Source organism: Salibacterium halotolerans (assembly GCF_900115625.1).
GTDB classification, from domain to species: Bacteria; Bacillota; Bacilli; order Bacillales; family Marinococcaceae; genus Salibacterium; species Salibacterium halotolerans.
In genome coordinates this window covers 25,728-42,980 of record NZ_FOXD01000009.1, presented here as the reverse complement: position 1 = coordinate 42,980, position 17,253 = coordinate 25,728, and the positions used below count along the sequence as shown (strand labels likewise).

At 48.6% G+C, this 17,253-nt stretch carries 14 protein-coding genes; 1 reads left to right on the top strand and 13 read right to left on the bottom strand.

Going from position 1 to position 17,253, the window contains the following annotated elements; genetic code table 11:
• Nucleotides 1-31: 31 nt before the first annotated feature.
• The 9 genes from BM124_RS09095 to BM124_RS09055 form a co-directional block, all read right to left on the bottom strand.
• Nucleotides 32-1,111 (bottom strand): GerMN domain-containing protein, encoded by a 1,080-nt coding sequence (locus tag BM124_RS09095; RefSeq protein WP_093336974.1) that lies wholly within the window; start codon nt 1,109-1,111, stop codon nt 32-34.
• 129 nt (nt 1,112-1,240) lie between these two features.
• Nucleotides 1,241-2,050, bottom strand: a complete 810-nt coding sequence (gene racE / locus BM124_RS09090) for a glutamate racemase (protein ID WP_093336973.1) — start codon at nt 2,048-2,050, stop codon at nt 1,241-1,243.
• Nucleotides 2,051-2,684: 634 nt separating this feature from the next.
• Nucleotides 2,685-4,409 carry a phosphoenolpyruvate--protein phosphotransferase gene (gene ptsP, locus BM124_RS09085; RefSeq protein ID WP_093336971.1) on the bottom strand — a complete coding sequence of 575 codons (1,725 nt, stop codon included), beginning with the start codon at nt 4,407-4,409 and terminating at the stop codon, nt 2,685-2,687.
• Nucleotides 4,409-4,672, bottom strand: a complete 264-nt coding sequence (locus BM124_RS09080; RefSeq protein WP_093336970.1) for a phosphocarrier protein HPr — start codon at nt 4,670-4,672, stop codon at nt 4,409-4,411. The genes ptsP and BM124_RS09080 overlap by 1 nt, the downstream gene beginning before the upstream one ends.
• A gap of 442 nt (nt 4,673-5,114) precedes the next feature.
• A complete protein-coding gene (locus BM124_RS09075; protein ID WP_380713201.1) occupies nt 5,115-5,330 on the bottom strand; it encodes a helix-turn-helix domain-containing protein in 216 nt (71 codons plus the stop codon).
• Nucleotides 5,331-5,720: 390 nt separating this feature from the next.
• Nucleotides 5,721-6,482 (bottom strand): succinate dehydrogenase iron-sulfur subunit, encoded by a 762-nt coding sequence (gene sdhB, locus BM124_RS09070; RefSeq protein WP_093336968.1) that lies wholly within the window; start codon nt 6,480-6,482, stop codon nt 5,721-5,723.
• Nucleotides 6,479-8,260, bottom strand: a complete 1,782-nt coding sequence (gene sdhA, locus BM124_RS09065; RefSeq protein WP_093336967.1) for a succinate dehydrogenase flavoprotein subunit — start codon at nt 8,258-8,260, stop codon at nt 6,479-6,481. Before sdhA ends, sdhB begins: the two co-directional genes overlap by 4 nt.
• A gap of 15 nt (nt 8,261-8,275) precedes the next feature.
• Entirely contained in the window at nt 8,276-8,905 is a 630-nt protein-coding gene (locus BM124_RS09060; RefSeq protein ID WP_093336965.1) for a succinate dehydrogenase cytochrome b558 subunit, read from the bottom strand.
• Nucleotides 8,906-9,262: 357 nt separating this feature from the next.
• Nucleotides 9,263-10,615, bottom strand: coding sequence for a TrkH family potassium uptake protein (locus tag BM124_RS09055; protein ID WP_093336964.1), 1,353 nt, complete (start codon nt 10,613-10,615; stop codon nt 9,263-9,265).
• A gap of 116 nt (nt 10,616-10,731) precedes the next feature.
• Here BM124_RS09055 and BM124_RS09050 point away from each other — a divergent pair, with 116 nt between their 5' ends.
• Nucleotides 10,732-11,091, top strand: a complete 360-nt coding sequence (locus BM124_RS09050) for a DUF2507 domain-containing protein (protein WP_093336962.1) — start codon at nt 10,732-10,734, stop codon at nt 11,089-11,091.
• Nucleotides 11,092-11,180: 89 nt separating this feature from the next.
• Here BM124_RS09050 and BM124_RS18550 read toward each other — a convergent pair whose 3' ends face one another.
• The 4 genes from BM124_RS18550 to BM124_RS09030 all read right to left on the bottom strand — a co-directional run bounded on the left by BM124_RS18550 (nt 11,181) and on the right by BM124_RS09030 (nt 17,245).
• Nucleotides 11,181-11,492, bottom strand: coding sequence for a hypothetical protein (locus BM124_RS18550; RefSeq protein WP_139217103.1), 312 nt, complete (start codon nt 11,490-11,492; stop codon nt 11,181-11,183).
• Between the two features lie 195 nt (nt 11,493-11,687).
• Entirely contained in the window at nt 11,688-14,198 is a 2,511-nt protein-coding gene (locus BM124_RS09040) for a DUF2339 domain-containing protein (protein WP_244504288.1), read from the bottom strand.
• Nucleotides 14,199-14,382: 184 nt separating this feature from the next.
• Complete coding sequence (gudD, locus tag BM124_RS09035) at nt 14,383-15,732, bottom strand: glucarate dehydratase (protein ID WP_093336959.1); 1,350 nt, start codon at nt 15,730-15,732, stop codon at nt 14,383-14,385.
• A gap of 16 nt (nt 15,733-15,748) precedes the next feature.
• A complete protein-coding gene (locus tag BM124_RS09030) occupies nt 15,749-17,245 on the bottom strand; it encodes a tripartite tricarboxylate transporter permease (RefSeq protein WP_093336958.1) in 1,497 nt (498 codons plus the stop codon).
• Between the last annotated feature and the right edge of the window lie 8 nt (nt 17,246-17,253).

The following is a 17,253-nucleotide window of genomic DNA, read 5'->3' as shown; positions in this document are numbered from 1 at the left end:
AGGCAGCATGCTGCCGCCTTACACTGCATCATTATCCTTTGGAAGGAGCTTCATTCACAAGAGCCGGACGTGCCAAAGGTTCATCCAGCGATTTCCCGTTTACACGCAGCACTTCTTCGGCCCCTTCCACATTCAGTTCTACATTTTCAACGCCTTCCAGTTCTGTTGCCGTCAGAGCTACCGCGTGCAGCGCCTGCTGTGAAACGGATCCATTCTGCCCGCTGAGCAGTCCTTCATTGAAAAAGAGGGACGCGGTCTGCTGCTTGACCTGAGACGGTTCCGCAAGCGTTGTTCCTTCACGAAAAACGCTGTGCAGATTACTGTCCGGCGAAGGACCTCTGACCAGTTCGTTCATCGCAGCGTCCAGTTTGTTATCCTCCTCGTCCCCGCTTATTCTTCGGGTAACAGGAACATAATAAGAGTTTTCCCCAACTTGGGATAAAAAATAAACAGTGACGCTGCTGCTGTCCGTCATGTCACTGACGCTTCCACTGTCCAGATTAATTCCCTGGTCACGACTGTACGTCTCTCCAATCGGCGTTCCATTCACGGGCATCGTTTCCTGCTGATAGCCGTTTATCTGGAATGAAACATCGTTCACATTCTCAAACTGTGTCAATGTCCACGTTACAGCCTGAAGTACCGCCTGCTCTTTTTCCGGTTCATAGTCACGGAATTCCGGTGAAAAGTCAGTAACAGCCGTTCCGTTTTCATCCAGGCGGACGTCTACTTCCGTACCGGGAGGCAGAACAGCCTGGAATCCGTTAGGAACCATCTGACTGATCGGCCCTCCGCTGACGAGGTGCTCCAGCGACTGTTTCAGTACACCTTCCGTTTTGGGAAGAGAAAAGGTCTGCGGGGCAACCATTCCATTTTCATCAATGAGATAAAGTTCCCGTTCCACCGTTTCCTCTTCCGCTGTCTTCTTTTCGTCACCCGAAGAAGAAGATTCATCTTCTTGTGCTGCCTCCTCAAAGTCCTCCCATGCTATTTCCTCGGTTACTTCTTCCGGAGGTTCGTCCATATTCCCTGCCTCATCACTGCCGAATCCACACCCTTGCAAAATAAAAGGCACCGTTAATACGGCTGCTGCCTTCCACGGCATTTTCATTCATTCTTCCCTCCCAGACCAGTTTGTACTATTTATACGAGCCTGTATGGGAATTAGACCATCAGAATATATTTTCCCGTGAAAATACCGGATAAACCGCTGTTTTTAGAGCCATTCGGGCGAACGAATTCAATGTGTTTTTTCCAGGCTTATGGACCGGACATCCGATGTCGTATCATCCAGCCAGTGGTCCGCGATCATACGGAAATGATCAACCCGCCCGGTTGTATAAAACGTGTGATTCGGGAACGCCGTGTCGGTGTGAAGCATATCATTAAAATTCAAAATAGTGCTGGCTTCGCTGGCTGTTTCGTCTCCGGATGAAATGAGCCTGATTTCACTCCCTACAACTTCCTGGATAACTTCCGCCAAAAGAGGGTAATGGGTGCAGCCGAGAATCAGGGTGTCAAAGGAGGAGTCTTCCGTGAGCGGCTGAAGTGTCTGCCGGACAATCGATAACGCTTCCTCCCCTTTACATATTCCCTGTTCGACCAGAGGAACAAAAGGGGGACAGGCGAGCGACTGTACATGTACATCTTCATTTATAGCATGAAGCGCACGCGGGTAGGCGCCGCTGGCAATTGTCCCTTGCGTTCCAATGACGGCGACGTGATCTGTTCTCGTCAGCTTCAGGGCTGTAATGGCACCCGGCTGTACAACCCCGATGACCGGAATATCGAGATGTTCCTTCACTTCTTCCAAAACAACAGCCGCCGCCGTATTACACGCAATGACGAGCATTTTTATGTTTTCCTGCTGCAGTCGATCAATCATCTCCCACGTAAACTGCCTCACTTCATGGACAGGACGCGGGCCGTATGGACATCTTGCGGTATCTCCAATATATATCATTTTTTCTTTTGGAAGCTGCCGGGCAATCTCCCGGGCCACGGTCAGGCCTCCAACTCCGGAATCTATAATTCCAATTGGTCGGTTCACTTGTTGTCCCTCTATTTCTCATTGGTTTATTCATGCTGTGCTGAAAGTTTCTCCGGCACCTTCTGTATCATGTATATTCTCTCTTTTTTCCGGCGTGATTGCAAGACGGGTGTGATATTTCAAACAGCTTCATCCCCTTGGAGTACGAAATAATTCCTCTCAAGTGGAAATGCATAGCTTCCCTCTACTGTATACCAAAAAACAGAGTCTGGGACAACACTCTAAAGTGAATGAAAAATTCCGAACGATTCCTTCAAGGAATCGTTCGGAATTTTTGTTTTGCATTAAACACCGCTTCGTCAAAACACTTCGCTTTTACTCCAGAGCACAAGGGCGGCATCGATTCGCTGGGGCTCATCGTGCCTTCTTTGCCGTGGGCACGGCTCGAAAAAGAGGAGGTTCGGCTAAAACCGGCACGTCCTGTGCCAACGCCGACCTAACCCGCATCCTACGGGCCCTCGGAAGAAAAACCCTTCCTGCGGGGTATCGAGACTCGTGCTGTTCCCACAGGAGTCTACGTGTTTTGACTACGCTATATAAGCGCTTCTTAAACAAGATTTTCAAACTTTCGTTTTTTGATCAATGTTATTGTCTTTTGTCTCAGATTCGGCATACGGTTTATTCCTGAAGCAGATCAGTTTTGAACAAAGCCTTTTTCATAAACAAGGGCTTCTACATCCTTGGCTGTCGGAAGATTTACGGCTTCGGCGGCCAGTTCTTCTGCATCTTCCGTCGTAAGCGTTAGAAGCTGGCTTCTGGCGGGCAGCACAGACGTGGCACTCATGCTGAACTCATCGAGGCCGAGACCCAGAAGCAGAGGTACCGCTGTTTCCTCCCCGGCCATTTCTCCGCACATGCCGGCCCATTTTCCTTCCTGATGAGCCGCTTCAATCACCTGCTTGACCAGTCTCAGTACAGCTGGGTGATACGGCTGATACAGATGGGATACTTTTTCACTCATCCGGTCGGCAGCCATTGTGTACTGAATAAGGTCGTTCGTACCGATGCTGAAGAAATCGACCTCTTTGGCAAAAATGTCGGCCGCTGCGGCGGTAGAAGGAATTTCCACCATAATACCTGTTTCGACATCTTCTGCCGGCTGCTGCCCTTCCTGCTTGAGGTCTTCTTTTACATCTTCGAGAATGCCTTTTGCTTCCCGGAATTCTTCGATGGTCGCCACCATCGGGAACATAATCTTCAGATTCCCGTAAGCGCCGGCACGCAGCAGTGCCCGCAGCTGGGTGCGGAACATGTCCGTCTGCTCAAGACAGAGACGGATGGCACGAAAACCGAGAAATGGATTCAGTTCCGACGGCAGATCGAGATACGGCAGTTCTTTATCTCCGCCGATATCCAGGGTGCGGATGACTACCGCCCGTCCGTCCATTTTTTCAAGTACTTTTTTATATGCTTCAAACTGTTCTTCCTCATCAGGAAGTTCATCCCGGCCCATGTATAAGAATTCTGTCCGGTACAGACCGATGCCTTCCGCACCGTTGGCGAGAACCCCCTCCAGGTCATCCGGTGTTCCTATGTTTGCAGCAAGTTCGACACGGGTGCCGTCTTTTGCCGTGGAGGGCTCGTTTACAAGCTTCGCCCATTCCTCTTTTTTACGGAGATAGTCCTGCTGCTTCTTTTTATAGGAAGCAATCATGTCTTCATCCGGCTGGAGAATGACTTCTCCTTCCATGCCGTCAATAATGAGAAAATCTCCTGTCTGGATGGATGACGTTGCCTGTTTTGTCCCGACAACAGCAGGAATCTCCATGGAACGCGCCATAATGGCTGAGTGGGACGTACGTCCGCCGATATCCGTCGCAAATCCAAGGACATAATTTAAATCAAGCTGCGCGGTATCAGACGGCGTCAGGTCTTCAGCAATAACAACGGTCTCTTCCTGAATGGCGGCCAGGCTTGTATTTTCCACGCCCAGAAGGTGAAGAAGAATCCGCTGGGAAACATCCCGTATGTCGGAGGCACGTTCTTTCATATACTCGTTGTCCATACCTTCAAACATCGTGACATACATGTCGGATAATTCTTTTAATGCCGATTCAGCATTTACCTGCTCGTCTTTTATTTTTGAAGTAACCCCGTCTATGATTTCCGGGTCTTCGAGCACAAGAAGATGGGCGGAAAAGATCTCCGCCTTGTCCTCTCCCATATCATTTAATGTCTTGTTTTTAATAACCTGAAGCTCCCGCTTAGCGTTGTTCACCGCTTCATGAAAGCGGGACACCTCCGTCCCGGTATCGTTGATCTCGGTCTTTTCGATGTTCATTTCCGGCTGTTCAAGGACAAATGCTTTTGCAAAAGCGATGCCCTTGGAGGCAGCGATACCTTTCAAAGTGGTAGTCATTACTCTCCAAGCCCTTCTTTCACTACTTCGTCTACGGCCTGCATAGCTTCTTCTTCATCGGAACCCTCCACGCGGATGGTTACTTCCGAGTTTTTGCCGACACCAAGAGACATTACGCCCATGATGGATTTTAGATTAACGGACTTTCCGTTATATTCGAGCGTAATCTCGGAAGAAAACTGGCCGGCTTTGTTCACCAGCTGGGTAGCCGGACGGGCATGGATCCCGGTATCGTTTGTGATGGTATACGTTTGTTCTTTCATGACTGAAACCCCTTTTCTAATAATTTATATCGCTTTCATAAACATACTAAGGATTGCAGCGTCAGGTCAAGCATTCCTGGTTCTTTTTTGTAATCCGGACGTTAGTAAAAAAAGGCATGAGCAAACGCATTAGGTCGGTATAGAAACAAGCCGTTGCGCGGGTACTTATTTCTTCCTGATGCATTTACTCATGCCTGATCCAGTCAGTAACACGTAAATCTGTACAATAATATGACAATGCCTTCGCTGCAAACTTATATTTCATTTTAGCACTTTCACATTCAATCGGCAAGGTTTGATGAGTAATTTAAAAAGAACCGGCTTTCCCAAAGGGTGTGAAACGGCCGGATATCACCGGTTTTTAAGATAAACAAGGCTTTGGAGATTCGTGCGCCCCCGCTTCCAGCCACTTTCATCCCTTTATGGAAAAGCCGTCCGTTCATTAAATCGAAAGTTCTCCAAGCCGTATGAGTTCAATAACAGCCTGGGAACGCCCCTTAACCCCCAGCTTCTGCATCGTATTGGAAATATGGTTCCGGACCGTTTTTTCGCTGATAAATAACTGGGAGGCTATTTCTTTTGTCGTCTGATCCTGGACGAGTAATTCAAACACTTCCCGTTCCCTTTTTGTGAGCAGGGTACGGTAACCTCTGTCCATCTCTCTCAAGTGGCTTCACCCTTTCTTGACAAGGCTGTCCCCGTCCTCTGCCTGATGGCGAAAGGGTCGGAGGATGGAAAGAATATAGTCAGCATATTTTATGCGCCCGGAGAACAGGGCGTTACGGACAGCAGCCTTTAATATGACAGGAAATTTCCCTCAAAAACAATCACAATGTGTGTCTCCATTCCGGGCAGTTGAAGGAAGTGACGGCTGAGCACCGGTATACCTGATGATTTGGGGGATGTAACTGCACGCCCCTGTCGTAAATAACTATTACCGCATAGCAGACAATCCGTTCATCGTCTCTCTGCTTTTTTATCGAGTGAAACAATTACGGTACGGCAAAAAAACCCCTCCGGAAAGTCCGAAGGGGATATTGAATAGTTATCATGCTCTGTCGCTTCCGAAGAAATTTTTGAATGCCTGGAGAGATGTGTCGCGGTTCAGGGCGGCGATGGATGTAGTGAGTGGAATGCCTTTCGGGCAGACTTCCACACAGTTCTGCGAGTTACCGCAGCTTTCAATGCCGCCTTCTCCCATCAATGCTTCCAGCCGTTCCGGTTTGTTCATCTCACCAGTCGGGTGGGCATTATACAGGCGCACAAGAGAAACAGGTGCCGGCCCCATAAAATCGGAGTTGTCATTGACATTCGGGCAGGCTTCCAGGCACACACCACAGGTCATGCACTTCGAAAGTTCATAGGCCCACTGCCGTTTGTTCTCAGCCATCCGTGGTCCCGGACCAAGATCATACGTGCCGTCGATCGGGATCCAGGCTTTGACTTTCTTCAAGGAGTCAAACATACGGCTCCGGTCCACGATAAGGTCACGAACGACAGGGAATGTCCGCATCGGCTCCAGTTTAATCGGCTGTTCAAAATGATCAACAAGGGCGGTACAGGACTGCTGCGGCTTGCCGTTAATGATCATCGAACAGGCACCGCATACTTCTTCAAGGCAGTTCATGTCCCAAACGACAGGAGACGTTTCCTGACCTTCGGCATTGACAGGGTTGCGGCGTATTTCCATCAGGGCTGAAATCACATTCATATTCGAACGGTAGCTGAGATTGAATTCTTCTGTGTACGGTTCACTGTCCGGGCTATCCTGGCGCGTGATGATAAAACGAACCTGTTTATCTTCGCTCATTGTTTACCAGCTCCTTGTTTCTCAGATTCCTTTCCTTTCGAATAATCCCGTTTCCGCGGTTTAATCAGGGAAACGTCAACATCTTCATATTCAAACGCCGGCTCGTTCTTTTCCGGATTGTATTTTGCTTTCGTTGTTTTCAGATAGTCTTCATCATTACGTTCCGGAAATTCCGGTTTGTAATGCGCGCCCCGGCTTTCATTACGGTGATACGCGCCGAGCGTCATGACACGGGCAAGGTTCAACATACCTTTCAGCTGGCGTGTGAAAGAAGCAGCCTGATTACTCCAGCGTGCCGTATCCGGCATATTGATGTTTTTATAACGCTCCATCAGTTCCTGGATTTTTTCATCTGTTTCAAGCAGTCTGTCGTTTTCACGGACAACCGTCATGTAGTTTGTCATCCACTCCCCGAGTTCCCGGTGAAGGGCATACGCATTCTCTTCCCCGCGCATGTTCATGATGTTTTCAAATTCCTCTTCATTCTCTTTCTTGTAACGATCATAGATGGAAGAAGGAAGATCTTCAGCCAGTTTATCGAGGCCGTTGACGTATTCCACTGCACTAGGTCCGGCAACCATGCCGCCGTAGATAGCGGAAAGAAGTCCGTTTGCGCCCAGGCGGTTTGCGCCGTGCTGGGTATAATCACATTCCCCGGCTGCGAACAGTCCCGGAATGTTTGTCATTTGATCATAATTCACCCACATGCCGCCCATGGAGTAGTGGACAGCCGGAAAGATTTTCATCGGTACTTTACGTGGGTCGTCTCCCATGAACTTCTCATATATTTCCATGATGCCGCCGAGCTTGACGTCGAGCTCTTTTGGATCTTTGTGGGAAAGGTCAAGGTACACCATGTTCTCCCCGTTCACCCCGAGTTTTTGGTTGACACACACATCAAAAATCTCACGGGTCGCGATATCACGCGGTACAAGGTTTCCGTAGGCAGGGTACTTTTCTTCCAGGAAATACCACGGTTTGCCGTCTTTGTATGTCCAGACACGTCCGCCTTCCCCGCGCGCGGATTCACTCATCAGACGGAGCTTGTCATCACCGGGAATAGCTGTTGGATGAATCTGGATAAATTCTCCGTTTGCATAATAAACACCCTGTTCATACAGCCTTGCAGCGGCAAATCCTGTGTTTATCATGGAGTTGGTCGTTTTTCCGAAAATAATGCCAGGTCCGCCGGTTGCCATTACGACAGCATCGGAGCGGAACGTTTCAATTTCCATAGTTGTCAGGTTCTGGGCGGAAATGCCACGGCAGCGTTCTTCTTCATCCAGAACAGCACCGAGAAATTCCCAGCCTTCATATTTGTTCACCAGTCCTTCCACTTCATAGCGGCGTACCTGCTCATCGAGGGCATACAAAAGCTGCTGTCCACTGGTTGCACCCGCAAATGCTGTGCGGTGATGCTGCGTTCCACCGAAACGACGGAAATCAAGCAGACCCTCCGATGTGCGGTTGAACATAACGCCCATCCGGTCGAGAAGGTGAATAATGCCCGGCGCTGCTTCCGCCATCGCTTTTACCGGAGGCTGGTTCGCAAGAAAGTCACCGCCGTACACGGTGTCATCAAAATGCTCCCACGGAGAATCCCCTTCACCCTTTGTGTCGACGGCACCGTTAATGCCGCCCTGAGCACAGACAGAGTGGGATCTCTTAACGGGAACGACGGAAAAAAGGTCTACCTGTTTGCCGGCTTCGGCTGCTTTAATGGTCGCCATCAGGCCTCCGAGCCCGCCGCCGACTACGATAATATTACCATCACTCATGTGTGATACACTCCCTTACATATTCGCTAAATCAGGATTGATAAATGCGAGCAGCGCACTCATTCCAATAACGGACAGGGCGACAAAAACAACCGCTGTCGCATAGGTCGCAAGCCGCTGGGAACGGGGGGTTACTGTAATGCCCCACGAGACGAGAAATGACCAGAGACCATTGGAAAAATGAAATGTCGCTGAGAGCACGCCGATGATGTAGAATACAAGCATAAATGGGCTGCTAAGTATTTCCGCCATCATATCATAGTTCACGTCTGCGCCAAAAGCGGCCTGCACACGTGTCTGCCAAACGTGCCATGCAATGAAGACCAGAAGATAAACTCCCGTAATTCTCTGTGCAAGGAACATCCAGTTTCTGAAAAAGCCGAACCGGGTGGTGTTGCTTTTTCCCTGGAATACTATATACAGTCCGTATACGGCGTGAAAGAGAATAGGGAGAAAAATGATGAAGATTTCCAGAAAAATGCGGTATGGTAAACTCTCCATGAAATGCGCAGCAGCATTGAATGCTTCAGCGCCGCGTGTTGCAAAGAAATTGACCGTCAAATGCTGAATCAGAAAAATCCCTATGGGGATGACACCGAGCAGCGAATGAAGTCTGCGGTTCATAAAATCGCGGTTTTCAGCCATGCCTATGTTCCTCCTAAAAAAATTTTGATTCATGATTCGTCGTAAACGGCTTCTTATTCTTGTTCGATGAACGACCTCCTGTTTCTTCTCCAGAGGCAGCATGGATTCCATGCGCAATCAACGCGCCACATTCTGTTATGTATAACCGAAATCCTGCATCTTCCCTGGTTGTGATAGGGTTGAGCAGTATAGACCAATTAGTCTGAATACTCAACAAAAACCCGCGTCGTTTTCATCATTCCGACAAATTAATTGTACTCCCCCTGTCACAGCTAGTCAAGAAACCGGATACACCTTCATAACAGTTTTGAGCTTAAAAAATGCCCGGTTCAGCCGGGCATTTTTCAGTATTTCTTCTCAGCCGATAATCATACGTTCTGTCGGATAGCGGAACGATGATTTCGTTTCTTTTCGTTTCACGGAGAAAAGCAGCACCAATATACCAACTCTACCGATAAACATAAGCAGCATCAACAGGAACAGGCTTGGGTTTGACAGATTCGCTGTCACCCCGGTCGTAAGGCCTGTCGTTCCAAAGGCAGAGCTTGTTTCAAATATAATATCGATAAGTTCCACCTTCGGATTGCCCTGCTCGAAAGCTGTAATGAGCGTGACAGCCAGGAAAAGACCGAACATGAAGAAAGACAGCACCATGAATGCCTTTTGCTTATCCTCCGGATGAATTTCCCGGCCGAATACTTTTACATCACTTTTTCCAAGCGCAAAGCTGCGGATGGACAAAAACATCACGGCAAGGGTTGTTGTGCGGATACCGCCCCCTACACTGGACGGACTTGCGCCGATAATCATGAGCAGCGAAATGAGAAGCAGCGTCGGAAGGGAAAACGAAGACGTCTCCATTGTTGTCAGACCGGCACTTCTTGCCGTAGCTGAATTGAAAATGGAATAGAAAAACTGCTCATGCCAGGCCATCCCATCAAAAAACATTCCCCGTTCCAGCACCCATATACCTGCGGCGCCTATAACAAAAATCAGAAAGTACGTCGTGACGGTTACTTTTGTAAACAGGCTGAATTTAAAATAACTGCTTTTCGTTGTGAAGTATTCGCGTACTTCCATTAATACCGGAAAACCAATCGCTCCGGCAAAGATAAGAAGCAGTACGATAAACTGCACATAATAATCGCCCGCAAACGGAATCAGCGACTGTCCCGTCACATCAAAGCCGGCATTGGTAAAGGCACTCAGTGCAGCGAATGACCCCTGGTAATAGGCTTCGGCAGCCGTGTCAAAGTGCTGCAGGTAATACGTGCCGAGTATCAGAGCACCGACCAGTTCAATGGCAAGCGCAAGCAGTAGAATGCCGCGCATCAGCTTCACCATTCCGGAAAACTGGTACTGATTCTGGTCCACCATGATGAGCAGCCGCTGGGACAGGTTGATTTTCCGGCCGAACAGCATCCACACAAATGTCCCAAGCGACATAATGCCGATGCCTCCCACCTGCATAGCGAGCGCAAGAAATACAACACCGGTATAGCTTAGTGATTCTGACACATCAATGACACTGAGACCCGTTACACTAACCGCGGATACGGACGTGAACAGAGATTCCATGTAGGACATCTCTATCCCGTCCTGATGGGAAAAAGGCAGCCATAATAGAAAACTGAATAAAAACATCGATAATATATAAACGGTTATTATGATCCGAAACGGCGTCATGAAACGTTCCAACCCTTTTTTCATCGCTCTTACCTCCGACTGGAATTCGGGCTACAGTATATCATGACTGAAAGGTATAAGCTATAGCGATTTCCAGCTTTTAAAGGTATAATGGCAGATGGCGGAAAGGACAGATAACCATGAATGATTTTAACTACTCACTGTTGCGGGAAACACTCCTCCCGGCACTGCTCGGCACCGACGAACCCGATATTTTGTACTGGGGCGGCAGACGCATCGCGCGGGAATACAAAAAAGAGACAATAGAAGAAATGCAGGTGTTTTTCCGGGAAGCCGGCTGGGGGGATCTGGCATTAACATCGGAAAAACGTAAAGAAATGGAATTTGAGATGCCCCTGGCCCGCGAGGAGAAACATCTCGACCGCCATCTCGAAGCGGGATTTCTTGCAGAACAGATGGAACACCTCAAAAATACCTCCGCAGAAACGATGGTCACTGAAAAACGAAAGCGTGTACTGTTTCACGTATACTGGGACTAAACCGGAAGCAGGCACCTCCGTGAAGCGGCAGATACCTGCCGTTCCCTTCAGCTTTTCCAACCGTACTGCGATGGGAGCGGCACAGTATCTCACTCTTTTGCATCGGGAAAAGAGCGCCCTTCATCCATCCACTCGTCCACGATCCGGTTGTATCTTTTCTCGTTTTCAAACCGGGCCGTGGTGCCGGCTGCCGCATTCACAATAAGAAACGCTGACAGTCCGGACGGATTTGTCAAAAATGCGTACAGAATGTCTGTAGGCAGAAGCCCTTCCACCATAAAAAAACCGGTGGATACATACATAAACATCGTGACACTTGACCGGATGGTTTCCTTTAGAATAATCCAGCCCGTCTTCTGGTGTCTTTCTCTTTTCCATCGTTTATAAAATCTCTTCTGCAAAGCCCCTCTCCAATACAATACACAGGAAGCTGCCCCAATTATCAGGACAAGTCCTGTGTAATATATGCTGGTATAGTACACTTCTATATAAAAAGGAAAAATCACAAGCAGTGCAGATAATAGACATAATACAAGAATCGATCGAGTCATCACACCACTCTCCGTTTCTTTTTCCAAACCTGAAATATCATTTTTTTATGCCTGCTCCTTCTGTCTGCTTGATACTTTTTGATACAGATAGGAAATGCCGATTAATACAATGCCGAAACAGAAGTAAGCCGCGATCTGACTCATTTCTCCCAGGAACGCAAGATCGGCGAGAAAGAGCTTGCCTGTAGCAAACAACGTCAGCGCGAGACCTATCCGGCGGATATAGACAAAACCGCGCATAAAACCATAAGTGATGTAACCAAGCGCTGTGATGAGATAAATGAGACTGATCACAAAGCCGGCGCCGTCAAGCTGCAGCTGCACATGGAGAAACGCCGCCTGAATGATGAAAAAGTAAAGACCGGAAGCAGCAGGGTACCATTCCGCGTTCATGTGCCGCGCACGCATAAAGGCGAGCAGAAGATCACGGCCTGTCGTGAAAATCACAGCCTGACATACAATCAGTACAGCAAGCGCCGTATAATCCACCAATCGATCCGCGTCTGTGCCGACCGCCGGAATCGCCGCTGTGACAACGAAGGCGGCCAGCCCGCCTGTTCCATATAAAAACAGGCACAGATATCCGACAACTTTATCGTACAGAAGTGGTGTTTTCTTCATGCCGTACCCGATTCCGACAGATAAGAAGGCCAGGATGAGCCACTGGTAAAACCAGTAATGATCAAAGGATACCGGGACGAACTCGTAGTACCAGTGCAGACTTTCATACACAGCATAGATCCAGAGATTCATAAGGGCGACATACTTTACGACATCAATAAATCGATGAAATCCCCGAAAAAGCACGACATGCGCCGTTTTTTTCTGAGCATGGATGTAGTAGAACATAACAAGCAGCAGGCCTGCTGTCATAAAGGTATATTCGAGATGGAACAGCGGAGGGTTTTCTCCATCCACATACCTGGCCGCTTCTACAGCGAACATGCCAAACGAAAGACCAAGCACAACCCATCCGGCTTTTTCGAGCAGTCTGACGCTGTATTGATTGGCATAAAACATAATGACAAGAGCTTCGGCCAGCCAGCCGAGCGCCGCCCATTCCCAATCGAACTGAAACGGTACCGCAAGCACCATAAATGCAAGGGCTAATCCGTAAAACAGCACAACAGTCTGTTTTTCACCACTCATCCGCTCTGCAGCCAGCTGTCCAAGGGCAAAGTAAAGGACTGCGAATGACAGAGCCAGAAGGCCGGCACCGTCTTCCCACTGCATCACATGCAGGAGGAAATACATGACGGCACAGCTGACCAGCGTATTCATCGAAAGCAGCGTTACATCCGCATACTTTATTGCGGTTCTATAGATAAACGGATACGCAGCCGTTAGACTAAGATACAGCAGGAACGTTGCGATGGCAAAAACGAAACTTACTCCTTTCACCGGTGACAAAGCAGTAAGGATCAAAAAGGTAGGGATATTCAACCAAAAGCTGATTTGATGCACAATGGTCCATCGTTTTTGAAACGACAGTCCCAGCACGGATCCATTCAATAACATAAAATAAACCATCGCCGCATACACAGCCGTCTCATCCAGACCAAACGCCGCCATATAGGAATAAAACGGCAGATAACCGCCGACGAGACCGAATGTACACACGGTTTTGGATTGATAATAAAGAGACAGGGCGATGGCTCCGGCGGTAATGACGACGGATGAAACAAGAGCCGGCGTCATTCCGATAATCTCCAGCAGAAAGTAGCTGAAAAAGACCGATCCATACAACACGGCAATCCCGCCGCCGGTCAAACCGACCGCAAACGTCTGTTTTTGTTTACGAAAGAACCATTCGCCGGCCGCGAGCATCAACAGACCGAGCACAGCAAAGGCCGCGCCTTTAATTTCGTCATTGAACCACGTCGTATAGGAATAGCGGAAGGCTGCCGCCACCCCTAAAAGAATCAACAGAATACCGAGTTTGTTGATCCAGCTCAAACCGATCTTCATTTCTATCTGATTTTCTTTCTTCCGCTTTTCTATCGTTTCTTCGTCTATATCTCCACCGGCAAAATCTTCGTAGCTCTGCGACATGGAATACAGCAGATCCCGTTCCTGCTCTGCCAGCAGATTCCGTTCCTTCCGTGCTGCTTCTTCCACTTCCTCCGTCAACTCCTGCAGCCGCTGATCGACCGCTTCTGCTTCCTGATGAATAGACTGCGCCCTCTTATGTTTGAGCTGTTCTATATTCTTTTTCGCATCTTCTTCAAAACGGCTCAGCTGGTCACGGGTGCTGTCCATAGCTTTGCCGAAATAGGTATGCATCTTTTTCCTGGACAGTTTCAGGATGTTCGTTTTTTCATCCAGCATCTGTTCCTGCAGGGCATGCCGCAGATTCTCATTTTCTTTTTTTACATCCTGATAGGTTGTGCGGAGTTCTTCCAAAGCTTTCTGGTAAGCTTCGTTCTCCCGCTGCAGGGTTTCATTATGCTGATGGACATCACTGTTTTCATATGTTGATACAACCGCGTCAAATTCTTTGGACAGCTTATGCTGCTCCTCCTTCATCCGTTGCAGTCTTTCCTTGATATCCTCCATCTTACCCCCCACTTTTTCTGTATACTTTTACCTGCTATTTTACTAGAAACAAGAAAAACCGAAAGTCCTTCTTACCATTTCACACCATATTTCACATTTATGGGATCTATGCCCCCTGAACCACAAAAAACCCGGACGATGAGCGTCTGTCATCGTTCGGGTTTTACATCATACTTATTTTTGGTTACCGGACTAAGCTTGGGCGTTTGGCATCGAATGTCCAGCCTGGTATCAAATACTGCATGGCTGCCGCGTCATCTCTCGCGCCGAGTCCCATTTTTTTATACAAAGCATGGGCTTCTTCCACTTTTTCTATATCTACATCAATCCCAAGTCCCGGCTTCTCCGGAACGCTGATTTTGCCACCGGCGATTTCGAACGGCTCTTTTGTCAGCCGCTGACCGTCCTGCCAGATCCAGTGGGTGTCGATGGCTGTAATATTGCCCGGGGCTGCGGCAGCCACATGGGTGAACATCGCAAGCGAAATGTCGAAGTGATTGTTGGAATGCGACCCCCATGTAAGTCCCCAATCGTGACACATCTGCGCGACACGGACCGAACCCTGCATCGTCCAGAAATGGGGATCGGCAAGCGGAATATCGACCGCGTGCAGCTGCACAGCGTGCCCCATCTGCCGCCAGTCCGTCGCAATCATGTTGGTCGCGGTCGGCATGTTGACGGCTTTTTTGAACTCAGCCATGATTTCGCGGGAGGAAAAACCTTGTTCCGCTCCGCATGGATCTTCCGCATAAGCTAATACGTCATGTTTCCCTTCACAAAGCCGGACCGCTTCCTCAAGCGACCATGCTCCATTTGGATCAAGAGTGATACGCGCCTCCGGAAAAGCTTCAGACAACGCTGTTACAGCTTCCATTTCTTCTTCACCGCGGAGAACGCCGCCTTTCAGCTTGAAATCCCGGAATCCGTAGCGCTCATACGCTGCTTTTGCCAGTCGGACAATGGCGTCCGGTGTCAATGCTTCTTCGCGGCGCAGACGGAACCAGTCATCTTCTGCATGGAGATCCCCTGCATACGGCAGATCGGTTTTATTCCGGTCTCCGATATAAAAGAGATAACCGAGTGTTTCCACCTCCGTCCGCTGCTGCCCATCTCCCATCAGTGCCGCGGCCGGAACATTCAGATGTTTTCCAAGCAGATCAAGAAGGGCTGCTTCAAGCGCTGTCACTGCATGAATAGTAACACGCAGATCGAATGTCTGTGCTCCACGGCCGGCGGAATCACGGTCTGAGAACGTTTCCCGAACCTTTTTCAGGATATTTTTATAGTTCCCGATGGATTCACCTTTCAGCAGCGCTTCGGAATCCTCAATTGTCTGCCGGATATGCTCGCCTCCAGGAACCTCTCCAACTCCCGTATTGCCGCTGTTATCCGTCAGGATGACAACATTTCGAGTGAAATACGGGCCGTGGGCACCGCTTAGATTCAAAAGCATACTGTCCGATCCGGCAACAGTGTATACCTTAAGGCTGGCAACTGCCGGTGTTTCCATTTGTGTTTTCGTGTTTGTTCCCATATCTAACCTCTCCTATTTACGAAGCTGATTCGGCTTTTTTCGTTCTGCGGTTGTCAATGACCGCATAGACAACCGATACAATAATCACGACCCACAATCCGATGGCGAGTGGACCATCCGTGAAAAATACAGTTAAATCGCCGCCGCTTCCTTTCAGACTGTCAATGAAATACTTTTCCCCTTGTGTACCGAGTATGAATCCAATCAAAAACGGGGCGATCTGAATGCCGACTTTCGGGAAGATATAACCAACCAGACCGAAGAGCAAAAGTGTCCATACATCGAACATTACACCATTGTTGATGGCATACGATCCAACCACACACATGAGCATAATAATCGGAAAAATAATATGCTTTGGAATATACACAATCTTCGCGAAATACTTGATTGAGAAAAACATCATGATAAACATGGCAATGTTGGCGATGACAAGCGCGAACACGATACCGCTCCAAAGGTCGGGATTTGTCGTAATGAATAACGGTCCAACTTCAATTCCCTGCAGCAAAAAGGCACCGACCAGTATGGCAGTTGTACTGTCTCCCGGTATTCCAAGGGAAAGAAGCGGAACAAGAGCGCCTCCGATCAACCCGTTGTTCGCGGACTCACTGGCGATCATGCCTTCGGGTTCCCCTTTTCCAAGTTTTTCGGGATTTTTGGAAAAGTTTTTGGCCTGGGAATACGAAGTGATGGAAGCCGCGCTCCCGCCGACACCGGGCAGCATCCCGACAAAGGTGCCGATGATGGAGGAACGAACGGTGTTGACAAACTGTCCTTTGAAAATACGGAATTTAAATTGTTTGGCCTTGTTTTTTGCCAGATCGATTTTCTGATGTGAAGCTGCAACAAGTCCTTCTTCTGACTCCTGAAGGTTCTGCCCAATCGCGAACAGGCCGATCAGGACGGGAAGAAGAGAAAAGCCGTACACCAGCTCCTGTTCAAACCCGGGCGGCACTAGCCGAATTTGGTTGTTGTCCGGGAATCTTCCAATCAAGCTTATGAATACCCCGAGGACACCGCTGAACACACCGCCGAGAAGACTTCCTTTTGAAATAGAAGCAATGACAGTTAAGGCGAACACAACAATCAGAAATTTGTCCACAGCGGAGAAATCAATAGCAAAGGAGGCAAGCACCGGAGCAAAAAAGAAGAGAATACTTAAACTGACAAATCCACCTATAATGGAAGCAGTAATTCCCACCTTCAGCGCTTTCTCCCCTTCTCCGTTCTGTGTCATTGGATAGCCGTCGAATGTGGTGCACAGCGATGAAGGCGTCCCTGGAATGTTCAGCAGAACCGCTGGTACCATCCCGCCGCTGATTCCACCCACATACAAACCAATTAATAACCCAATGGAGTTAATCATATCCAGCGCGTATGTAGCGGGAAGAAAAATAGCGATAGCCATTGTTGCTGTCATTCCTGGAATAGACCCCATGATAATCCCAATCAATACGCCGAAAAGACATAATAAAACGGACAATGGGGTAAGTACTTCAAACATGGGCATCGTTTTCT

Excerpts from the sequence above, each read along its gene's own strand:
- gudD (WP_093336959.1), bottom strand. The coding sequence starts at position 15,732 with ATGGGAACAAACACGAAAACACAAATGGAAACACCGGCAGTTGCCAGC.
- BM124_RS09030 (WP_093336958.1), bottom strand. The coding sequence starts at position 17,245 with ATGCCCATGTTTGAAGTACTTACCCCATTGTCCGTTTTATTATGTCTT.
- BM124_RS09060 (WP_093336965.1), bottom strand. The coding sequence starts at position 8,905 with ATGGCTGAAAACCGCGATTTTATGAACCGCAGACTTCATTCGCTGCTC.
- sdhA (WP_093336967.1), bottom strand. The coding sequence starts at position 8,260 with ATGAGTGATGGTAATATTATCGTAGTCGGCGGCGGGCTCGGAGGCCTG.
- BM124_RS09095 (WP_093336974.1), bottom strand. The coding sequence starts at position 1,111 with ATGAAAATGCCGTGGAAGGCAGCAGCCGTATTAACGGTGCCTTTTATT.
- sdhB (WP_093336968.1), bottom strand. The coding sequence starts at position 6,482 with ATGAGCGAAGATAAACAGGTTCGTTTTATCATCACGCGCCAGGATAGC.
- BM124_RS09075 (WP_380713201.1), bottom strand. The coding sequence starts at position 5,330 with ATGGACAGAGGTTACCGTACCCTGCTCACAAAAAGGGAACGGGAAGTG.
- BM124_RS09050 (WP_093336962.1), top strand. The coding sequence starts at position 10,732 with ATGAATGATTTTAACTACTCACTGTTGCGGGAAACACTCCTCCCGGCA.
- ptsP (WP_093336971.1), bottom strand. The coding sequence starts at position 4,409 with ATGACTACCACTTTGAAAGGTATCGCTGCCTCCAAGGGCATCGCTTTT.
- BM124_RS09080 (WP_093336970.1), bottom strand. The coding sequence starts at position 4,672 with ATGAAAGAACAAACGTATACCATCACAAACGATACCGGGATCCATGCC.
- BM124_RS09055 (WP_093336964.1), bottom strand. The coding sequence starts at position 10,615 with ATGAAAAAAGGGTTGGAACGTTTCATGACGCCGTTTCGGATCATAATA.
- BM124_RS09040 (WP_244504288.1), bottom strand. The coding sequence starts at position 14,198 with ATGGAGGATATCAAGGAAAGACTGCAACGGATGAAGGAGGAGCAGCAT.